15 protein-coding genes, 1 riboswitch and 1 other annotated feature are annotated in these 16021 nt (G+C 36.6%); of the genes, 4 read left to right on the top strand and 11 right to left on the bottom strand.

Annotated features, from left to right (window positions below):
• Positions 1–71: 71 nt before the first annotated feature.
• Positions 72–1988, top strand: a complete 1917-nt coding sequence (locus MOO47_RS01615; RefSeq protein ID WP_249513099.1) for an ABC transporter ATP-binding protein — start codon at positions 72–74, stop codon at positions 1986–1988.
• A gap of 28 nt (positions 1989–2016) precedes the next feature.
• Here MOO47_RS01615 and MOO47_RS01620 read toward each other — a convergent pair whose 3' ends face one another.
• The 8 genes from MOO47_RS01620 to MOO47_RS01655 all read right to left on the bottom strand — a co-directional run bounded on the left by MOO47_RS01620 (position 2017) and on the right by MOO47_RS01655 (position 9186).
• Positions 2017–3156, bottom strand: a complete 1140-nt coding sequence (locus MOO47_RS01620) for a 5-methyltetrahydropteroyltriglutamate--homocysteine S-methyltransferase (RefSeq protein ID WP_249513100.1) — start codon at positions 3154–3156, stop codon at positions 2017–2019.
• Between the two features lie 45 nt (positions 3157–3201).
• Positions 3202–3433, bottom strand: a binding site (T-box leader).
• A 42-nt stretch (positions 3434–3475) separates the two neighbouring features.
• A complete protein-coding gene (locus tag MOO47_RS01625) occupies positions 3476–3865 on the bottom strand; it encodes a DUF956 family protein (protein WP_249513101.1) in 390 nt (129 codons plus the stop codon).
• A 77-nt stretch (positions 3866–3942) separates the two neighbouring features.
• On the bottom strand, positions 3943–4857 hold the full coding sequence (locus MOO47_RS01630) for a PTS system mannose/fructose/sorbose family transporter subunit IID (RefSeq protein WP_249513102.1): 915 nt from the start codon (positions 4855–4857) through the stop codon (positions 3943–3945).
• A gap of 21 nt (positions 4858–4878) precedes the next feature.
• The gene (locus MOO47_RS01635; protein WP_249513103.1) at positions 4879–5697 is read right to left on the bottom strand and encodes a PTS mannose/fructose/sorbose transporter subunit IIC; all 819 of its coding nucleotides are present in this window, start codon (positions 5695–5697) and stop codon (positions 4879–4881) included.
• Positions 5698–5699: 2 nt separating this feature from the next.
• Positions 5700–6677 carry a mannose/fructose/sorbose PTS transporter subunit IIA gene (locus MOO47_RS01640; protein ID WP_249513104.1) on the bottom strand — a complete coding sequence of 326 codons (978 nt, stop codon included), beginning with the start codon at positions 6675–6677 and terminating at the stop codon, positions 5700–5702.
• An 84-nt stretch (positions 6678–6761) separates the two neighbouring features.
• Positions 6762–7793 (bottom strand): tRNA (adenosine(37)-N6)-threonylcarbamoyltransferase complex transferase subunit TsaD, encoded by a 1032-nt coding sequence (tsaD, locus tag MOO47_RS01645; protein WP_249513105.1) that lies wholly within the window; start codon positions 7791–7793, stop codon positions 6762–6764.
• A 51-nt stretch (positions 7794–7844) separates the two neighbouring features.
• A complete protein-coding gene (gene tsaB, locus MOO47_RS01650; RefSeq protein ID WP_249513106.1) occupies positions 7845–8570 on the bottom strand; it encodes a tRNA (adenosine(37)-N6)-threonylcarbamoyltransferase complex dimerization subunit type 1 TsaB in 726 nt (241 codons plus the stop codon).
• A 106-nt stretch (positions 8571–8676) separates the two neighbouring features.
• A complete protein-coding gene (locus MOO47_RS01655) occupies positions 8677–9186 on the bottom strand; it encodes a folate family ECF transporter S component (protein WP_249513107.1) in 510 nt (169 codons plus the stop codon).
• 34 nt (positions 9187–9220) lie between these two features.
• Positions 9221–9318: riboswitch (THF riboswitch) on the bottom strand.
• A gap of 80 nt (positions 9319–9398) precedes the next feature.
• Between MOO47_RS01655 and MOO47_RS01660 the strand changes: the two genes are divergently transcribed.
• Together MOO47_RS01660 and MOO47_RS01665 are read left to right on the top strand one after the other, a co-directional pair.
• Positions 9399–10367 (top strand): asparaginase, encoded by a 969-nt coding sequence (locus MOO47_RS01660; RefSeq protein WP_260523910.1) that lies wholly within the window; start codon positions 9399–9401, stop codon positions 10365–10367.
• A 105-nt stretch (positions 10368–10472) separates the two neighbouring features.
• The gene (locus MOO47_RS01665; RefSeq protein WP_249513108.1) at positions 10473–11663 is read left to right on the top strand and encodes a metal-dependent hydrolase family protein; all 1191 of its coding nucleotides are present in this window, start codon (positions 10473–10475) and stop codon (positions 11661–11663) included.
• A gap of 27 nt (positions 11664–11690) precedes the next feature.
• Here the strand turns inward: MOO47_RS01665 and MOO47_RS01670 are convergent, their stop codons facing one another.
• Together MOO47_RS01670 and MOO47_RS01675 are read right to left on the bottom strand one after the other, a co-directional pair.
• Positions 11691–12974: an NCS2 family permease gene (locus MOO47_RS01670; protein WP_249513109.1), complete on the bottom strand. Its 1284-nt coding sequence runs from the start codon at positions 12972–12974 to the stop codon at positions 11691–11693.
• Positions 12975–13090: 116 nt separating this feature from the next.
• Entirely contained in the window at positions 13091–14296 is a 1206-nt protein-coding gene (locus tag MOO47_RS01675; RefSeq protein ID WP_249513110.1) for a NupC/NupG family nucleoside CNT transporter, read from the bottom strand.
• A gap of 308 nt (positions 14297–14604) precedes the next feature.
• Between MOO47_RS01675 and MOO47_RS01680 the strand changes: the two genes are divergently transcribed.
• The gene (locus MOO47_RS01680) at positions 14605–15252 is read left to right on the top strand and encodes an HD domain-containing protein (protein WP_249513111.1); all 648 of its coding nucleotides are present in this window, start codon (positions 14605–14607) and stop codon (positions 15250–15252) included.
• A 33-nt stretch (positions 15253–15285) separates the two neighbouring features.
• On the opposite strand, the gene MOO47_RS01685 is transcribed toward MOO47_RS01680, so the two are convergent.
• Positions 15286–16020 carry an acyl-[acyl-carrier-protein] thioesterase gene (locus MOO47_RS01685; RefSeq protein ID WP_249513112.1) on the bottom strand — a complete coding sequence of 245 codons (735 nt, stop codon included), beginning with the start codon at positions 16018–16020 and terminating at the stop codon, positions 15286–15288.
• Position 16021: the final 1 nt, after the last annotated feature.

The raw sequence follows: 16021 nt of genomic DNA on the forward strand, positions 1-16021 counted from the left end.
CATTTGGTCGTGCCAGAGCATTATGCTAAAATTACAGCTAACTACAGACATTGATTATAGGAGTTTTTATTTTGCTAATTGTTCAAGGTCAAGACATTGCTAAAGATTTTGGCAGTGACACGTTATTTAGTCAAGTTAATTTTCAGATTGAAGAGGGCGCAAGAATTGGTTTGGTTGGGGCCAATGGTGCAGGCAAGTCAACATTACTACAGATAATTAACCAGAACCAAGCAGCCAGTTCTGGTCAGATTAGTACCAAAAAACAACTAAGCATCGGTTATTTAGCCCAAAATCCCCAATTCAAATCTGGTAACACAATTTATGAAGAAATGGAACGAATTTTTGATTATCTCAAAGAAGATGAACGCAATTTACGTAATTTAGAGAAGCAAATTGCTAACACCACTGACAATCAAGCTGATTATGAGCATGCATTACAAAAATACGATTATTTACAAAATAAATTTAAAGCTGACAATGGTTATGGCTTTCGGTCAGAAATTAGATCAGTTTTAGCTGGTTTTGGTTTTAGTGAAGAACGTTTTAATGAACCTGCACTAAATCTATCTGGTGGTGAACAATCACGTTTAGCATTTGCCAAAATGATTTTGGAACAACATGACTTGCTAATTTTAGATGAGCCAACCAATCATTTGGATATCGATACTTTGAACTGGCTAGAAAAATACCTTCATAAATACCCTGGTGCATTACTTATTGTATCGCATGACCAATATTTTTTAGACCATACTGTGACTGAGATTTATGCCTTAGAGCGAGCTACACTCAAGCATTATCATGGCAACTATACACGTTATTTGCAGCAACGTACTAAAAATCTCCAACTTGAACAAAAAGCTTATGATAAACAACAAGCACAAATTAAAAATACCGAAGAATTTATCCAAAAAAACATTGCTCGTGCTTCATCAACTAAGCAGGCTCAAAGCCGCCGTAAACAGTTAGCAAAATTGGACCGTTTAGCTAAACCGCAGGATTATAATCAACAAATTAACTTCCAATTTACTTTTGAGCAAGCTAGTGGTAATGATGTTTTAAGTGTTAAGCAATTAACGACTGGTTATGATGACAAAATCATGAGTCAAGCTATTTCTTTCAACTTAAAGAAGCATGAACGTTTGGGGATTATTGGTCATAATGGGGTCGGCAAGTCCACCTTAATTCGCACACTAGTCAACAAAGTTCCTCCATTAGCAGGAAATATTTCCTGGGGAATGAATGTCAAAGCTGGTTATTATGATCAAACATTGAATCGTCTAACTTCTAATAAAGATGTTTTACATGAAGTTTGGGATAGTCATCCTTTGATGAATGAAACAGATATCCGTAATATTTTAGGTTCCTTTCTATTCCAAAATAATGATGTTTTTCGAATTGTTCGTGATCTATCCGGTGGACAAAAAGCCCGCTTAACTTTATGCAAATTAGCTTTGGAACACAATAACTTATTAATTATGGATGAACCAACTAATCATTTGGATCTCCAAAGTAAAGAGATTTTAGAACAAGCTTTAAAGAATTTTGCAGGAACTGTTTTATTTGTTTCTCATGACCGTTATTTGCTAAACGAAGTATCAACCAAGATTTTAGAATTAGATGCCAAAGAAAGTCAGATTTATTTAGGAAATTATGATTATTACTTAGCTAAAAAAGCTGAAAATCAGGCTTTAAATAACGATGAAAAAGTTGTTAATCCTACCGCGACTAGCAATAAAACTGCTGGCAATTTAAGTTATCGTGAAGAAAAAATGCGCCAAAGTGAACAACGAAAAAAACAGCGCCAGCTTCAAAAATTGGAAGCACAAATTGAACAACTGGAGCAACAAATCAGTGATCTTAATCAGCAAATGCTTGCTCCTGAAAATATTCAAAGTTACACTAAATTGCAAGATTTACAAACTCAGTTAAATCAGCTGAATCAGCTCAAAGATGATCTGGAAGAACAATGGTTGAAATTATCCGAATAAAAAACCTCGCAATAGTTTGCGAGGTTTTTTAAGACCAAACTTCATCGGCTATCGATTGTAGTAACTTAATTTTGTCCCATTGCTGTTGCTCTGTTAAAATATTGCCTTCTTCAGTAGAAGCAAAACCACACTGTGGGCTAATAGCTAAACGATCCAAATCAATATATTCACTAGCTGCTTGGACTCTGGCAATGATATCTTCTCGTTTTTCTAAAGTGCCTGATTTAGATGTCACTAACCCCAAAACCACTTTTTTATCACCCGATACCTTAGCTAAGGGCTCAAAACCACCAGCTCTAGCTGTGTCGTATTCTAAATAATAAGCACCTACTTTCTCTCGTGTAAATAGTGGATCAGAAACGCTATCATAACTACCGCTATTGGCCCACGTAGAATGATAATTTCCACGACAAACATGAGTATTAACTGTTAAATCAGCAGGCAAATCTTGTAACACGGAATTATTCAAATCCACCAAATCCTGTTTCATAGCTGGAATTTGTTCAGGCTGAATACCATAATTAGGGATCTTTTCTGGCTGTATTTCCCATTCTGCTAATGCGCCCCAAGTACAATCGTCAAATTGAATCGTTCGACAACCAGCCACATATAAATCATTAATCACCTGTTTATAAGCTTGCACAATTGCTTCCTGTAATTTTTGTGCCGTCGGATAAATTGACTGCCAACTAGCGATGTTCTCAGGTCGCTGTAACTCAGTCCAAAACTGACCTGGAGCTGGGATTGTTTGTTTAACTTGCGTCGTGGAACTTGCTTGATCACGCGTAAATTTAAAATGTTCCACAAAAGGATGATTATTGCCACCAAGCGGAGCAATTAAGCGGGCTGTTTCACGCCTTGTTTCTTCATCGTGGAACTCATAACCTTCTTGTGTCGACGCTTTTTGGACTCCTTGTAAACCCCAAAAGAAATCCAAATGCCACCAGCTACGCCTAAATTCACCATCAGTAATTGCTTTTAGACCTAAAGCTTCTTCTTTGTGCACTAATTCTGTAATGGAATCATCTTCAATTTTCCGTAAATCTATCGCCGTAATTTGTCCCGCTTCAAATTGCGCACGTGACCTTTTCAACTTATCTGGTCGCAAGAAACTTCCTACTATGTCATAACGAAATGGTGATGTGGTTCTTTTTGTAAATTTTGTCATTATTTTCCTCCCTAAATACTAAAAAAGCCCTAATTGCATAATGCAATTAGGGACGTTCCAAAACGCGTTACCACCCAAATTCAATTATGTTTCACAACACAATTCTCCGCAAGTACCTCATACTCACACATATATCGCAGCTAGGCGCCAGTGACTAAACTATTTCGCCACTGATTGCTTCCAGACCATCTTCGAAAACTAAGCTTTATCGCCTTCCAGCTGCTGGCGACTCTCTTGAAAAGCCCAAATTATCTACTCATCTTTTCTCAGCATTTATTAATATAAATTGATGTAATCATAAAACCACTTTTCCCTCTTGTCAACCATTTTTCTTAAAAAGACGGTTCCCTAAATTCACTATCGAACGATGAATAACTTGCATAAAGGTCAAGGATTTTACAATATGATCGGCATCAATATATTTGCGAATAGCACGCAAAACTTTCTTAGGATCGCGTACTGAAAAAGTATACAGCCCATTTCTTTTCGTTTGCACTGCAAAACGTGGGATCCATTTCCCATGGAACATTACTGAAACTATCACATAACGCACTTGCCGCCATGGAATTTGAATATAGTTCTTAATATTCCGATCATCATAAAATTCAAATCCACGATCACCAATCATGATTTGCCCATAAGCTTCCATCCCCATATGAGAAGTCGCTTTTTGGACTAAATCCACTTTGGTATTAAGTGATTGTACCATCCTAATCCACCAACCATTTGTCATTATTTTGGATAAAAAAACGACAAATCTGTTCACAGAAATATCGTTTTCACTAATTACATTACATGTAAAACATGCAAAACAACACCGACCACGAACAAACCTAAAATAATAATAATTGGTGAGACTTTTTTCTTTAATAACCACATACAAAACAGAGTTAATAATAAGCCTGCTAACCCAGGAATTAATAAATCCAAATTGTCTTGCAGTGTAGTAACTTTATGAGCAGTCAAAGATAAACCAGCTTTTTGCTGCAACAATGCTTGTTGTATTCCTTTAGCTCCATGAGCTAACTGGTCCCAGTGAATATAGGCTTTGCCATCTAACTTCACATTTGAAACCACCGGTGTAAACTTCACTGTTACCCAACGATTTACTAAAGATCCTAAAATAAACATCCCCATAATTGAGGCACCCTTAGTAATATTTTGCAATAAATTGCCAGACAGATTATCAGTGATTTTCGAACCAGCTTTATAGCCCAGTTCTTGGGTATACCACATAAACATAATCCGAATTAAGTTCCAAACTACAAAATAAATAATCGGTCCCATGATGTTGCCCGCCATCGCTAATGACGCTGCTAATCCACCGACAATTGGTTTAACGGTAAACCAAAACACTGGATCACCAATACCTGCAAAAGGTCCCATCATACCGACTTTAACACCTTGAATGGTAACTTCATCAATCGGCGCACCATTAGCTTTATCTTCTTCCAAAGCCAAAGTAACTCCTAAAACAGGTGATGCTAAGTACGGATGTGTATTAAAAAATTCTAAATGTCTTTTTAAAGCGGAAGCGCGATCTTCTTTTTTTGAATATAACTTTTTTAATGCCGGTATCAACGAAAAGGCGAAACCACCATTTTGCATTCGTTCATAATTCCATGATCCTTGCAGAAAATTAGAACGCCACCAAACAGCTAAACGATCTTTTTTGGTTAGCGCAATCTTTTTATCAACCATAATGACTCCCCCTCTATAAGTCTAGTAATCATCAATAATATCACCGACTGGATCCCCTATGTTAGCGTGACCACCGCCATGATCATCAGAGTTACCATTATTATTATTTGATAAAGCCAAATACAACAAGGCAAGTGATAACCCAATTGCACCTAAACCGATTAATGTCAAATCCTGAATTGTCGCTAACACAAAACCGATTGCAAAAAATGGCCAAACTTCACGACTAGCCATCATATTAATAACCATGGCATAACCAACTGCAACTACTAAACCGCCACCAATTGATAAACCATCTGTTAACCAGCTGGGCATTAAACCTAAAAATTCTTTTACTGGTTTTGGTCCGATAATTAAAATCAAGCCTGCAGGAATTGCAATTCGTAAACCTTGCATACAAATAGCCACAATTTGCCAAAAATCAATTTTTTTGAAATTACCTTCTTTAGCAGCAGCATCCATAATATGAACAATCCCAGTCGCTAATGTCCGCACTAAAATAGTCAACAATAGGCCCGCTACTGCTAAGGGAACTGCAATCGCAATTGCCGAAGAAATTCCGGCGCGACCTTGACCACCTAAAACTAAAATAATAGCTGAAGCTACCGAGGCTAGTGCTGCATCTGGCGCAACAGCCGCTCCAATATTAGCCCAACCTAAGGCAATCATTTCTAATGTACCGCCTAAAATTAAACAAGGCATTAAATTATTAGTCACTAAGCCAATCAAAGTGCAAGCAATGACAGGCTGATGAAAATGAAATTGATCTAAAATACCTTCCATTCCAGCTAGAAAAGCAATTATCAATACTAAAATAATTTGAATTAGATTTAATTGCATTGTTAATTCCCCCCTTTTTTATTTAATTCCAACTGTGCTTTTTTCAAAATAGATTCCATATCGTCTGGCGAGTCATTAGGAACCTTACGCACATCAAACTTGACACCTAATTGTTTTAGTTTAGCAAAAGTATCAATATCTGCTTGATCAAAAGCTAAAACCTTATTAGGTTGTACTTTTCCCGCCGAATGCGCCATTGAACCGACATTCAATTCTTTAACAGGTACCCCGCCTTCAATCGCTCGCAAAGCATCTTCTGGTGTTTCAAATAGCAACAAAGCCCGTTGTCCGCCAAAATGATCTTTATCGTGAGCTAATTTAATCATCTGGGTAATAGGAACAACATGTACTGTAACCCCATTTGGAGCGGCTTGTCGGAGTAACTTTTTGCGCAAATCATCTGTGGAAACACTATCTGAAACCACAATAATCCTATTAGGTTTAACTGTTTTAGTCCAAGATGTTGCCACTTGACCATGTAACAAACGCGAATCAATGCGTGCCAAAACATAATCAAATTGTCCTGGCGCCCCTTGATTGTTAGCAGGCTTTTTGCTAACAGTCTGCTCTTCAGTTGCATTATCTATTTCTGGGCGCATTTTGACACCATTTTTTGCTTCACCCAAAATATGTGCCGCAATTTCTTGTGCCGAATCCATCGACATGCGCGCCGAATAAGCTTCGATAAGCATCGGTAAATTAAGCCCTGTAACAATTGCCCATTGATCTTTATGTTCTTCAAACAATGTATTTGCTTGATTAAAAGGAGATCCCCCCCATAAATCAATCAAAAATAAAACTTGCTGTACATCAACAAACTTTGCAATAGCATCAGTTAGATGACGTCTTAAATCATCTGGTCCCTCATCAGGCATGAAAGTCACTGCTTGAACATTTTCTTGTTCACCAAAAATCATGCTCCCCGATTGTAAGATGCCTTTCGCAAAGTTGCCGTGACTGGCAATGACAATCCCAATCATTGCTTACTCGCCCCCGCTTCTATTAAATCGCTTTCATTTACTGCTAAATAAAAACACTTCTCTAAAATAACACAATTGTGTATTTTATAAAAGGCTTTCATTATTATTACAATATTCAAAATCTAAACTAGGATCAGCGTTTAAAGTCAAAGAAGCAAATTGATTTTTTTGGTATTTGATATAAGCATAAGCACCAATCATTGCTGCATTATCTCCGCAAAGACGTAATGGCGGAAAAATCAATTCTACCTGATTAGCCAATTCTTGTTGTAAACGTTCTCGCAAACCTGAATTAGCCGCAACACCACCCGCAACAATTAATTGTTGTACTGGATATTTATGCAAAGCTTTTTGGGTTTTAGCCAATAAAATATCTAAAATATCATTTTGAAAACTAGTTGCGACATCCTTTTTATTAATTGAAATGCCCACTTGTTCAGCATGATGTAACGTATTAATTACCGCGCTCTTAATACCACTGAAACTAAAATTCAAATTGTTTTCATGCAACATTGCCCGAGGAAAATTATAAGTGTCTTTTCCTTCATGTGCCCATTGATCGATGGTTTTGCCTGCAGGATAAGAAATGCCTAACATCCGCCCTACTTTATCATAAGCTTCGCCAACCGCATCATCACGTGTATCTCCTAAAATTTCAAACTCTCCGGCAGCTTTTACATAAACTAATTCTGTATGACCACCCGACACAACTAATGCTAAAGCCGGATATTTTATTTCCGCGACCAGATTAGCTGCATAAATATGTCCAGCCAAATGATTAACACCAATTAGCGGCAAATCATGGGCCCAACTAATCGCTTTAGCAGCCATTAATCCAATCAACAATGAACCAACTAATCCTGGTCCATAAGTGACCGCTACTGCTGCCAAATCTTGATAATCCACTTGTGCTTCTTTTAAAGCTAGTTTGGTGCAGTGTATAATCTGTTCCACGTGGTGACGACTGGCAACTTCTGGTACAACTCCGCCAAAGCGTTGGTGACTTTTAATTTGTGTTGCAATGATATTCGACAATACTTCTCGACCATTCTTAACTACAGCCACACTTGTTTCATCACAACTGCTCTCAAACGCTAAAATTAAAACATCACTCATTATTTTTACCCCTATATTTAAATTTCAAATAACTTTGTGTGCAACAACCCCTTAAACATCTTGAATATAATTATTATTTTTCAAAACTTCCGTAGATTGCTTTTGTGCCCAAAGCATTTCAGCTTGTGTTTGGCGCAAATATTCTGGCACAAATTGATCAATATCTTCAACAATTGGCGACTTAAAACCAATATCAACTAACGATTGTCCCGTAGGAATATTATCTTCTACAATTTTAGCGTCTGGATAAGTTGCTAAAATTTGGTTGCGATAAACATCCATGCCTTGTCCAATAAAACATAATGGTTGATGTAATTTTTGTAATTCAGCTAATAGATCTAACAATGCAATATGCGAATCTTGTAAAACATTCTGCAAATCGCCAGCAGCGTCTTCTTGGTAAACACCAGCAAAAACATTTCCATTTCGTGCATCAAAAAATGGCACAATGCAACCTGAAAAATCACGAACATTTCGGGCTAAAACTGCCAAACTTGATACACCGACTAATTGTGCATCTAAAGTCCATGCCAACATTTTGGCTGTCGTCACGGCTAATCTGATGCCCGTGAAAGAACCCGGTCCCTGTGCTACAATAATTCGATCGATATCGCTTTGTTTAAAACCTGTTTGTTTGACTACAGTGTCAATAGCTGGCATCAATTTTACACTGTGTGATTTCATCCCAACATCTAAAGCTTGGGCGATTATTTTTTGATCAACAGCTGTCGCAATCGTCAATGGTGCTGCTGAAGTGTCAATTGCCAAAATATTCATAAAAAACTCCTTAATATTAACATATTAGCACAACTTACTATTTAAATATTGAGACCATTAAAAAAAGAGTTCGGCTAAGAACCCCCTGTTTAACCCACATTACTTATTAGTAATTGTGTTTTTGTAACCAAGTGAAAACTATTGATAAAACAAAAGTTTGAATAGGAATAAAAATCAATTCTTTGAAAAGACGAATTTTGAACAAAGTGATAAACGAAATATTGCTCAACATGCTAACCCATACAGTATTCAAAACTAAATTGACCAATAAATTAGTCAGTGTAACCGTTAATGCTAGTCGCCTCCAAGACACGTTTTTATCATGCAACATGAAGCCATATATTACGCCGGTAACCATGGCTGATAGCGTAAATCCCCAGAAAAATCCCCCCTGTGGCGGAAAAATAACATTAGCTAAAATATCAGCTACCAAACTGGATAACACTGCTTTAAATGGTCCAAAGTAATAACCAATCAAAGCCACCACGATAAAACTTAAGCCAACTTTTAAAAAACTTGGTCCGATTGTTAGACGACCAAAAATAATTTGCAAAGCCGTCAAAGCACCTAACCACGTTAAAGCCAGTGTTTTATTTTCTAACCGTAAATTATTCATTTCCAGCATCTCCTTTGGGAGCTGCCACTATGATCGTGGCGAATGCGAAAATAAAACCGCAAGCACAAGGCTTTTCGTCCAATGTTCACATTCCGTTCCATCGGCACTTAACGCTTTATTTTCTACTCCAAGATTTATAACCAAATTACTTTACCATAAAAGTAACTCTACGTGTTAAAATTGGCAATATTAAGAAAAGAGTGTGGCTTATTTTGACTAAAAAAATATTAATTTTGCATACTGGCGGAACTATTTCCATGTCCGAAGATAAAAATGGCAAAATCAAACCGAATGCCAAGCATCCTTTAGCTAATCTGAAAATCACTGACAACGATCAATTAAAGTTGGTAACCGAAGAAATTTTCAATTGTCCATCGCCGCATATGACACCTGATAAAATGCTGCGCTTGACTAAACGATTACGTAAAGCTGAACAAGAAGGCTTTTTTGGTGCTGTTGTTACTCATGGTACAGATACACTAGAAGAAACAGCTTTCTTTTTAGATTTGACATTGTCTACCAATATGCCAATAGTGGTAACTGGTGCGATGCGCTCATCTAATGAAATCGGTAGTGACGGTTTGTATAATTTCAAATCAGCTATTCAGGTTGCTAGTGCTGATGTGTCAAGAAATCAAGGCGTTGTCGTAGTTATGAACGATGAGATTCATTCGGCACGCTATGTCACTAAAACACATACCACTAATGTAGCAACCTTTCGCACACCAACTTTTGGACCTATTGGTATTATTTCAGATAATCACGTCGATTATGTGCAAAAAAGCATTCCTGAAAAACATTTAGCAATTGAAACAGTTAGTTCGGGTATTTATTTAATTAAGGCTTATGCAGGCATGACTGGTGAATTATTAGCCGTTTTAAATCAGCCCTCTACTAAGGGAATTGTCATTGAAGCTTTAGGTGCTGGTAATATGCCACCACAAGCCTTGCCCGCTCTATCACAGTTATTAAAACAAAATATTCCAGTTATTTTAGTATCGCGCTGTTTTAATGGCATTGCTGAACCAGTTTATGATTATGAAGGTGGCGGTGCTAATCTGAAAAAAATGGGTGTTATCTTTTGTCGTGGTCTGAACGGACAAAAAGCACGGATCAAATTATTAGTCGGCGTTAGTGCTGGACTAAAAGATAAACAACTTAAAAATTATATTAATAGCTAATTTTTAATCATCATCTAATAGTTAATTAATTTAGCATTGCTATTTGTTTCAATAGAGGCTTACAATATACCCAATTACACTTAATCTTTGAGGGGGAGTATCATTATGACACAGACTTTATTTTCCAAATTAAAACTATTCGACGGATGCAACGACGCAATTCAAGATGATAGCTGGATCTTAGTCGATGATCAAACCGGTAAAATTGTGACAGTTGGACAAGATATTAACACTGCTCCAACCGCAACAAACCAAGTTTCATTGAATAATCAATATGTAATGCCTGGTTTAATTAATGCTCATACGCATATGGTAATGGACCCACTTACTAGCGATGGTGCTACAGGTGATAACGTGGTAGCTGCTACAGTTCGAGCAGTACAAAATTTGCATACTTTGTTAAAGTCAGGTGTTACTTACATTCGCGAATGCGGAAGTAGCTATGATATTGATATTGTTTTAGCGCAATTAGTCGCTGAAAATAAGATAAACAATGCACCAGATATTATGCCTTCTGGGCGACCTTTTTCAATGACTGGTGGACATGGTGATATGCCAAATTTTGGACATTTAGTAGACTCACCTGATGAAATGCGCAAAGCTGTTCGTCAAGGTTTGAAAAAAGGTGCTCAATCAATTAAAGTTATGGCAACTGGTGGTGTCATGACGCCTAATGATTTCATGGATGATCCGCAATTAAGTGAAACAGAAATCAACGTAGCAGTAACTGAAGCCCACCATAAAAATCGTATTGTAGCAGCACATGCTGAAGGAAATCCTGGTATTTTAAATGCTATTAAAGCTGGTGTTGATAGTATTGAACATGGTTTTTATGTTAATGATGAAGAAATTGATTTAATGTTAAAACAAAATACTTTTTTGACGCCAACCATTGTCGCTGATTGGGCGATTGCCAACTATGGACCAGGCAAAATTCCCGATTGGGAAGTTGCCAAAGCGCAAGCTGCACTAGACGATTTGAAGCGCAACATTTATCATGCTCATCAACGTGGTGTAGCGATCACTCTCGGAACCGACGCAGGAACACCATTTAATACTTTTGCCATGACTGCCGTAGAATTACAGTTATTAGTTGAACTAGGTTTTAGTAATTTTGAGGCTTTACAAACTAGTCAAAATTCTGCTAAATTAATGCAGATTGCTGATGAATATGGCACTTTGGAATCAGGTAAATATGCAGACTTTTTAGTAATCGGGCGTAATCCATTGCAAGATATTACTGCTGTTCAACAAAACGACAAGAAAGTATTCAAAAAAGGCCAACAGATGTATTAAAAAAAGACTTCCCACGGAAGTCTTTTTTTATGCCAACAATGCCGTACATACTAATTCAATTAAAAATAACAAGCTCAAACACCACATAGTTTTACTAATTTGCTTAATTTTAGATGCAGCCATTTTAGCAATAGGATAGCTAATAAAGCCAAAAGCCAATCCTGTGGCAATACTGCCTGTCAAAGGAATTAAAACAATAATCAAAAAGGCTGGAAACCATTCACTTAAATCATGCAAATCAATCGTCGCCAACTGTTGCATCATTAAAGCTCCTGTAATAATAATAACCGGTGCAATCGCCGCTTGTGGAACAAATTTAAGCAATCCAACAACAAACAAAGATATCGCAAACAAAAAACTAGCTACTAAAGCAGTTAAACCAGTTTTTCCTCCACTTTCAATGCCAGAAGCACTTTCAGCGGCAGCTACTGTCGGACTAGTACCCATAAAACCGGACAAAAAAGCAGTCAACGCACTACTTTGAAATCCTTTGGTAAACTTATTTTGGTCTGGCAACAAACCGGACAATAACCCCATTGACTCAAATACTAAAATCATCGTCATGGAAAAGACTGCTAGCCAAAAAGATAAATTTAATAAGTGACTAAAATCGCCTTGATTAAAAAGTTGCCCAAAATGATGCAATTGCTTTAAATTAACATTCACATTTTGCCCTTTAACACCGGCAAAATAAGCTAACAAACTAGTTAATATAATACCAATTACAAAACTGCCGGGTATTTTTTTTAAATATAAAATTAAAGTAATAGCTAAGCCAAACAATGCTAATAAAGTGGCTGGCGATTGCAAATTACCCAATGCTAGTAAAGAACCATTTTTACCAGCCACAATTAAGTTTGCTTTCTCTAAACCTAATTCTACCAAAAATAAGCCAATACCTGCAGTAATACCAGCTTTTAGTGTATGTGGAATACTTCGTGCCAATAAACCACTGAGCGGTGTGAAAGCAATAATCAAATAAAGCAAACTACTGATTATCGAAACTGCTAGTGCTTCTTGCCAAGTAAAATGAAGTCCAACTACTAAAGTGTACGTAAAAAAAGCATTAACTCCCATTCCTGGGGTCAAAATAACTGGCGCATCTGCCCACAAAGCCATGATGGCACAACCAATTATTGAAATGAATATTGTCGCAAAAATACTCAAATTAATTGGTATACCAGCATCTTTTAAAATCAGTGGATTAACCACAATGATATAAGAAATCGCAAAAAAACTAGTAATTCCAGCAATCAATTCTGTTTTAATATCTAATTGCGAAGAGCGCAGCCGTTGTAATATTTTTTTCAAAAGTAATCATCCTTTTACAACAATCATCTGAATTTTTAAAGCAAGTAACACTCAGATTATAACCAAAAAAATAAAGCCTGAAAAACAAGTTTTCAAGGCTTCAACAAGATGTCATTTTACCACACAAACAAACCTACAGTGGCTGCCGACATCAGTGAAACTAAAATTCCCGAAATTAATAATAAGCCAATATTTTTAGCAATATAATTATTTTTTTCGCGATCTACTAAATCTTTATAAGCTCCGATTATCATTCCAATGGTTGATAAGTTAGCAAACGAAGTTAGAAAAACAGTAATAACAGCTTGATAATGTGGAGCAAACGACCTAATAGACTTAGCAATATCACCCATGACGACAAATTCATTAGTGACTAGTTTGGTTCCCATGTACTGTGCCAATTGAAAAGCGTCGCTAGGATTTAAGCCCATTAACCAAGCAAATGGGAACATCACAATACCTAAAATATGTTCTAAGCTTAACCATGGATGAATCAAGCCTAATATTTTGTCTGCTAAGGCAGCCAACGCAACAAAAGCAACAACATTAGCAAAAATGATCAAGATCAATTTACCCGAAGCTGCGATTGAATCACCTAAAAATGAGAAAAATGGTTCTCTTTCTTCAGATTGATCGTCATCTTTCATAGTGGCAATGACATCGTCTTCTGGTTGCACACTGACTGGATTCAAGATATTTGTGACAATAATCGCATTGATAATATTGACTGGAATCGCCGTCAACACATATTGTCCAGGCACCAGCTTGGTATAAGCACCGACGATGGAAGCCGTAATACAACTCATGGACATCATAGCCACTGTTAAATTACGTTCTTTCGTCATTTTATTTAATTGTAAACCTGACACTGCTAAAGCTTCCGTATTACCCAAAAACATCATTTCTACCGAGAAAAATGATTCAAACTTCGGCTGACCAGTGATCTTAGCAAGACCACGACCGATCCATTTGATAGCCCAAGGTAAAAAACCAATATAAGTCAAAATATCAAATAATGGCACAATCAACAATATAGGCATCAAAACACTGATTAAAAAGTCCATCTTCTTCACATGTACCATACTAGGCACTGCAAAAGCAATTCCCGTGTAAGCAACTTGAACTAAGGCATTAAAGCCAGCAGCCGCACCTGAAACAATTGTTCGTCCGATGGGAAATATTGTTAAAAAACCGGCAATCACCAAATTAATTACCAACATAACCAAGATGGAGCGCCAATGAATAGCTTTCCGATTTTTCGAGAACAAATACGCTACTGCGATAAAAACTAGCAAACCTAAAATATTAATTGCTAAAAACATAGCTCCTCCATTTTCCTAAAACAAGTATGACAACAACCATATAACCTGAACCTTATTAAATATAATACATTTTTTTGAAGCTCTAGCAATAAAGATTTTCTTTATAATTTTAAAGAAATTTTATATTTGCTACTGTCAGGAAAAGTTTTTTATTTTTAGCAAACACTATAAGCAAAATATAACTGCAATACGCCATGATAAGATTGCTCAATTGCCCTCACACAGCTTTAATTTAAATTGTGATAATATATTGATACTAACAAACGCTGACGGCTTTAAATTCACTAACTATAGCGAAAGGGCTTTTCATGGATTTACAACTTATTATTTCTTACGCACAAAAAATTTTACATTTTGATAGCAGTGGTCATGATTTTTACCATGCTCAACGGGTTGCCAACACCGCTTGGCAATTATACCAACAAGACCAAGTAGCAGTCGAGCAAAATGTTGAACCACTGATTTTAGCCACAGGGTATTTGCATGATACTTTGGATGACAAACTAATTTCAGATCTAGCAACCGCTCAAGAACAAGTGCAAATTATCCTACAAAAAACTGGTTTTGCTACTAAACAACAAAAACAAATTTTAAGCGTCAGTCAACATTTAAGTTATGCTGCTAATTTACAGCACCATTGGAAGTTACCATTATGGGGGCAATACGTCCAAGATGCAGATCGTTTAGATGCTCTAGGCGCTATCGGAATTGCGCGTGCCTTTGCTTATGGTGGCAAAAATAGTCAAGCCATTTATGATCCGACTATTCCTTGCCAAAAATTAACTAATAAAAAGCAATATCGCAAACATTCAACAACCACAATTAATCATTTTTATGAAAAACTATTATTATTAGCTTATCAAATGAATACTCCTGCAGGGTTAAAGCTAGCACAAAAAAGAAAACAATATATGCAACAATTTTTGACAGAATTTTTAGCTGAATGGAACTTTTAATAAATAAACGCTTCTATCAATTAATAGAAGCGTTTATTTTCGATCTTGCCATTTAATCTGTGCTTGGGCGTTAGCACCTGTATTAGACTCAATTTGATGATGAGAAATATTGTCATCTAGTAAACATTTGCTCTGCACAATATCTCCATATTGTACTTCGCGATCGTATTTAATATCTAAGGTTGCTATTTGATGTGTGCGCAAAAATTCCATCGATAATGCATCCAACATCCAGTCCAAATAAATAGAATTGTTAACGTGCCCATTGACATCAATATCAAAAAAGCGGGTTCGATAAGTTTTAGCTTCCACAGGATATTCCACAATATCTAGTCTTGGAAAACGTTGAATATTTGCCGAATAAGGGCAGCCTAGTTGTGCCATAATTTCTGGATCAATGCTCACCATTTTCCGATCTTGTATGCGCAACATAATCCAATTGCTGGTTAAGCGTAATAATTCATTATTAGCAGTATCTTGCACAATAAATGAGCGATAGCAAAAGAATTTATTGTAGCTGTCAGCAGTTGTCGTAATAATAATCTGCTCATCTAATTGAGGAAAACGCGTTACTTCTAGATGATATTTAGTTACCACCCAGCCAAAACCACGGGCGACCATTTGCTGGGAGTCAATACCTGCAGCATGCAATTGATGTTCTGAAACTGCCAAAATAATATTAAATAGAGCAGACAAATTCATATCTTTCGTGGAATTCGTGCTATAAAACTGAATGGTTTGCCGTTCAGTATAAGTAGGTACTGTCATC

Source organism: Bombilactobacillus thymidiniphilus (assembly GCF_023380245.1).
Classification (GTDB): domain Bacteria; phylum Bacillota; class Bacilli; order Lactobacillales; family Lactobacillaceae; genus Bombilactobacillus; species Bombilactobacillus thymidiniphilus.

Coding starts and splice junctions, on each gene's coding strand:
- tsaB (WP_249513106.1), bottom strand. CDS start 8,570: ATGAATATTTTGGCAATTGACACTTCAGCAGCACCATTGACGATTGCG.
- MOO47_RS01675 (WP_249513110.1), bottom strand. CDS start 14,296: ATGTTTTTAGCAATTAATATTTTAGGTTTGCTAGTTTTTATCGCAGTA.
- MOO47_RS01665 (WP_249513108.1), top strand. CDS start 10,473: ATGACACAGACTTTATTTTCCAAATTAAAACTATTCGACGGATGCAAC.
- tsaD (WP_249513105.1), bottom strand. CDS start 7,793: ATGAGTGATGTTTTAATTTTAGCGTTTGAGAGCAGTTGTGATGAAACA.
- MOO47_RS01640 (WP_249513104.1), bottom strand. CDS start 6,677: ATGATTGGGATTGTCATTGCCAGTCACGGCAACTTTGCGAAAGGCATC.
- MOO47_RS01630 (WP_249513102.1), bottom strand. CDS start 4,857: ATGGTTGATAAAAAGATTGCGCTAACCAAAAAAGATCGTTTAGCTGTT.
- MOO47_RS01685 (WP_249513112.1), bottom strand. CDS start 16,020: ATGACAGTACCTACTTATACTGAACGGCAAACCATTCAGTTTTATAGC.
- MOO47_RS01635 (WP_249513103.1), bottom strand. CDS start 5,697: ATGCAATTAAATCTAATTCAAATTATTTTAGTATTGATAATTGCTTTT.
- MOO47_RS01620 (WP_249513100.1), bottom strand. CDS start 3,156: ATGACAAAATTTACAAAAAGAACCACATCACCATTTCGTTATGACATA.
- MOO47_RS01680 (WP_249513111.1), top strand. CDS start 14,605: ATGGATTTACAACTTATTATTTCTTACGCACAAAAAATTTTACATTTT.
- MOO47_RS01655 (WP_249513107.1), bottom strand. CDS start 9,186: ATGAATAATTTACGGTTAGAAAATAAAACACTGGCTTTAACGTGGTTA.
- MOO47_RS01625 (WP_249513101.1), bottom strand. CDS start 3,865: ATGGTACAATCACTTAATACCAAAGTGGATTTAGTCCAAAAAGCGACT.